The sequence below is a fragment of the Microcoleus sp. Pol10D4 genome, assembly GCF_036701555.1.
Classification (GTDB): domain Bacteria; phylum Cyanobacteriota; class Cyanobacteriia; order Cyanobacteriales; family Microcoleaceae; genus Microcoleus.
On sequence record NZ_JAUBRA010000148.1, the window covers coordinates 1 to 3,980 of the forward strand.

The window sequence follows — 3,980 nt, forward strand, 5'->3', positions numbered from 1 at the left end:
CCGATCTGAGTCTCACAACACAACGCCCTCTTGTCTTCCTAGACTTCTTGTATAGCAAGACTTTCAGATTTTACAGAGCGAGAAAATCACTTAGGATTGCTATAATATCATGTCCGATCGATTAACCATAATATCCCGGTCGGGGCTGGTTTTTGAGATTGTCAATTATTGGCAGGTATTGTTGGTGAGGGGAACCCTACAAAAATCGCGATCACTCGACCGGACATGATATGAGACACTACTTAAATCTTTCATATGGCGTCAGCAAATTGTCATAATCGCCTTGATTTATCCTATTTAAAATTAATTCCCCCTGCCTTCAGAAGGCAGGCTAAGGCGATCGGGAGGACTGTGGATTCAAACACAATATTGGTACTAGACTTGGGATTAAGTTGAAACTGTAGGGTGCGCGCGCACCCTACAGTTCCTCGTTTCCAGGCTCGGCTTTGTATTTAAACCGGAACCAGAGTCGGTTCCAAAGTTGCGACTAATTTGAGATTGTACTCATCTTCAAACGACGGCTTTTTATAATCCAAACTCCAGAGCTCCAGAGCGCAATCGTCTTCGGGATTGAGCGGTTGTAGCCGCAAGTGAAACTCTCTAACTTCCGGGCGGTATTCGCATTTAAAATCCGAAATTGCGCCAATCTGCCGCCTATCTAAAGCCACAGCTAACCGCAAAAAAGGATGCAATTTACTGACGAATTCCCGGTATTTTTTCGGGAGAGCTATAAAGTTTTCGTGCTTCTTTTTAGGAGGATTCTTTCGGTGATAGCGAGCCAAATTAGCAATTACTTCAATCTCTGTTTCAGTGTATCCTAATAACTCACCGTTGCGAATTAAATAGTAAGAATGCTTGTGGTGCGCTGAATGACTGACGTACAAACCGCAGTTGTGCAGAATTGCGGCAGCCCACAGCAACTCGCGTTCTTCGGTTCCCCAGTTGTGTAGAATTCCTTGAGTTTGGTCGAAGAAGTTGAGAGTAAATGCTGCGGTTCTTTCGCTTTGTTCTAAATTGACTTGATATTTGTTAGCCATGTGCAGAATGCTGCGCTGGCGGATTGAACCTTGATAGCGCAAGCGGTTTTCAATTAAACCGTGCGCCAGCATCCAGTCAACAATTACGCCTTCTCTCAGAGACCGATCGCAAACAGTGAGCGATTCAATTCCTAATAGTATCATAGCTTCCTGTAAAATCAAAGCGCCTGCCAGAATAATTTCGGCCCGCTTATCGGACATTCCCGGAATTGCCAGCCTTTCCGAGTAAGAAAGTTTCCGAAAACGATTGACTAAATCGCGTAAATCTTTTAAACTTAACTGATATCCGGCGAGGGGACTCGGCACTGTTCCAAACTTTTCGCGAGCGTTAATTGCAGCCAGAGTTTCAATGGTTCCAGCAGTGCCAATCAAACGCAAAGGTTCGCCAGCATTGAAGTGAGAGCGCAATTCGTCGATCGGTCTTTCGAGCGAAATCCGAATATAAGCTTGCAAATAAGCAAACTCCTCCCTGCTAATCGGGTCAGTTTTGACAAATTGTCCTGTTAAGCGAACAGCACCAATTTTTGTACTGGTGAGACAGAGAGACTCAGAACTGTCTCCTAAAATCAACTCGGTAGAACCGCCCCCAATATCAATAATCACCTGGGACTCATTGTTAAACTCCATCCCCGAAAGAACGCCGAGATAAATTCTCCGCGCTTCTTCTTGACCGGAAATTAAACTAACATTCAGGTCTAATTCTTTAGCAACTTGTTTGAGAAAATCTCGCCCGTTAGGAGCTTCCCGAACAGCACTCGTAGCCACCGCGATAATTTGTTCAGCATTGAAAGTTTTAGCAAGATCAAGAAAGCGGCCCAGAGTGGCGATCGCCCTTTCCATAACCTCAGACTTCAAGCACCCTGTCTTAACCTCACAATCGCCTAACCGAACCGTATCTTTTTCTCTAGCAATAATCGTAAACGCGGGTAATTTCGGATCGATGCGCGCCACCACCATATGAAACGAGTTAGTACCCATATCAATAGCAGCAATAATGCGATTTGACTCCGCAGAAGCAAGTGAATTAACCATTGGAGTATCGGGGTTGACAGATATTTATGATTATTTCACGAATCCAGTTAGGCATTCTATTAAATTAGCAAAAATCGGGAACTGCTGACTGGGCAAGACTTTCACCTCTTTTAAATTCCGATAGAAGTATGCTCGCCAGCAGAGATAGTAAGTGATTGTGCCTAAAATTTGATAAAATCTAGAGTTAAAAATCTCAAATCTAGAATAGAAATGCTTAAAGAGCCCGATCGCCAACCCGAATCCACATTGCTAACCGTCGTGAGGCTTTTGAGATGGGACAAACCAGCAGGAAGGCTAATTTTAATGATTCCAGCCCTCTGGGCCGTCTTTTTAGCAGCAGACGGGAGGCCGCCCGCAGCATTAGTGGGCGTGATTGTGTTGGGTACCTTAGCCACGAGTGCGGCTGGATGCGTCATCAACGACTTGTGGGATCGCGATATCGATCCCGAAGTAGAAAGAACGCGATCGCGCCCCCTAGCATCCCGCGCCCTCACCGTGCAAACTGGAATAGGAGTTGCATTAATTTCCTTTGCTTGTGCGGCAATTCTCGCTTTTTATCTCAATCCTTTAAGCTTCTGGTTGTGTGTCGCCGCCGTACCAGTAATTATCTGCTATCCGCTAGCAAAACGATTTTTTCCAGTGCCGCAATTAGTGTTATCAATCGCTTGGGGTTTTGCAGTTTTAATTAGTTGGAGTGCGGCCGTTGACGGATTAGAATTAGCGACTTGGCTGCTGTGGGGTGCAGTCGTGTTTTGGACGATGGGATTTGATACAGTTTATGCGATGAGCGATCGGGAAGATGATTTGCGTTTGGGCGTGAATTCCAGCGCGATATTTTTCGGGGATAATGCCGCTAATGCTGTGGGTTTTTTCTTTGTTGGTACTGTCGGTTTGTTAGCAGCAATGGGAATTAATCTGCACTTGCACATTGGTTTTTGGATGGCAATTAGTGCGGCGGCGATTTTGTGGTTTTTGCAGTACAGTCAACTGCGGAATGCGGATATTCCTAAGCTTGTTTACGGTCAAATCTTTCGCCAAAATGTTTGGGTGGGGTTTGTCATATTGGCGGGGATGATTGTTGGGGAAATTTTTTAATCCAGCCTGGGTGAGTGGAGGATGATTTCTTCGCACCCGAAAATTTTGTCCTCTACTAATTTGATTGCTTTTTCTAGATTATTCTACTTTGGCTAAAGGCGATTAGTAGTTTGTGTCGAGGCAGTTAGTGTAATAATTATATCAGTATATCAAACTGTTAATGTCAGCGAATGAGGTATAATTATGAGCGTGCTTTCACACTTTACTGGAACAATCAAAAATACAGCGTATTCCAAGTTTATGAAGTGTCGGGACACGGCAATGCCCATTGGTGTCAACTTAAGCCTGAAAGCCCGCCAAGTCCTCCCGCCCCCCCGCTAGTCCGCCAGGGAATGAATTCCCTGTCTAATAGCTAAAGTCCTCTTAAGAGGACTAATGAGTTCTTCAGTCCTCATAGCGAGGACTTTAGCTTTGAGGCCGGGGTTTCAACCCTTGCCGGACTATGGGTTTTACCATAAGTTGACACCTATGGGCTCTTGGAGTGTCCCTACAGGCTGTGGCAAATATTAGCAATCTCACTGCTACTAACTGGCATATTGAACGGTTTAGCGCGAGAAACACCAGAACAATTTTCAGCAGCATCTCCTGCTATTTCCGAATCAGTTAATCAGCAAGTTTCAGAAATTGCCAATCTTGTCACTGTCAGAATTTTATCTGATTCTGTGTCCGGTTCCGGCGTAATTATTCAGCGTCAAGGACAAACTTATGCTATTTTGACTAACAATCATGTGGTAGCTGATAACAATACTCCGGACAGTTTTTAAGCAGCCAGAGTACCATAAGACAAGACTGAAGGAAGGTTAGGGTGATTTAAAA

4 protein-coding genes are annotated in these 3,980 nt (G+C 44.6%); 3 read left to right on the forward strand and 1 reads right to left on the reverse strand.

Translation table 11 applies throughout. From position 1 onward, the window contains the following. Positions 1-452: 452 nt before the first annotated feature. A complete protein-coding gene (locus QUA36_RS30885) occupies positions 453-2,069 on the reverse strand; it encodes a Ppx/GppA phosphatase family protein (RefSeq protein ID WP_333168245.1) in 1,617 nt (538 codons plus the stop codon). A gap of 210 nt (positions 2,070-2,279) precedes the next feature. Here QUA36_RS30885 and QUA36_RS30890 point away from each other — a divergent pair, with 210 nt between their 5' ends. The 3 genes from QUA36_RS30890 to QUA36_RS30900 all read left to right on the forward strand — a co-directional run bounded on the left by QUA36_RS30890 (position 2,280) and on the right by QUA36_RS30900 (position 3,928). After that, positions 2,280-3,164, forward strand: coding sequence for a 4-hydroxybenzoate solanesyltransferase (locus QUA36_RS30890; RefSeq protein ID WP_333460125.1), 885 nt, complete (start codon positions 2,280-2,282; stop codon positions 3,162-3,164). Between the two features lie 170 nt (positions 3,165-3,334). Continuing rightward, a complete protein-coding gene (locus QUA36_RS30895) occupies positions 3,335-3,520 on the forward strand; it encodes a hypothetical protein (protein ID WP_333460126.1) in 186 nt (61 codons plus the stop codon). A 120-nt stretch (positions 3,521-3,640) separates the two neighbouring features. Further along, positions 3,641-3,928, forward strand: a complete 288-nt coding sequence (locus QUA36_RS30900) for a hypothetical protein (RefSeq protein ID WP_333460127.1) — start codon at positions 3,641-3,643, stop codon at positions 3,926-3,928. Positions 3,929-3,980: the final 52 nt, after the last annotated feature.

Excerpts from the sequence above, each read along its gene's own strand:
- QUA36_RS30885 (WP_333168245.1), bottom strand. The coding sequence starts at position 2,069 with ATGGTTAATTCACTTGCTTCTGCGGAGTCAAATCGCATTATTGCTGCT.
- QUA36_RS30890 (WP_333460125.1), top strand. The coding sequence starts at position 2,280 with ATGCTTAAAGAGCCCGATCGCCAACCCGAATCCACATTGCTAACCGTC.
- QUA36_RS30895 (WP_333460126.1), top strand. The coding sequence starts at position 3,335 with ATGAGGTATAATTATGAGCGTGCTTTCACACTTTACTGGAACAATCAA.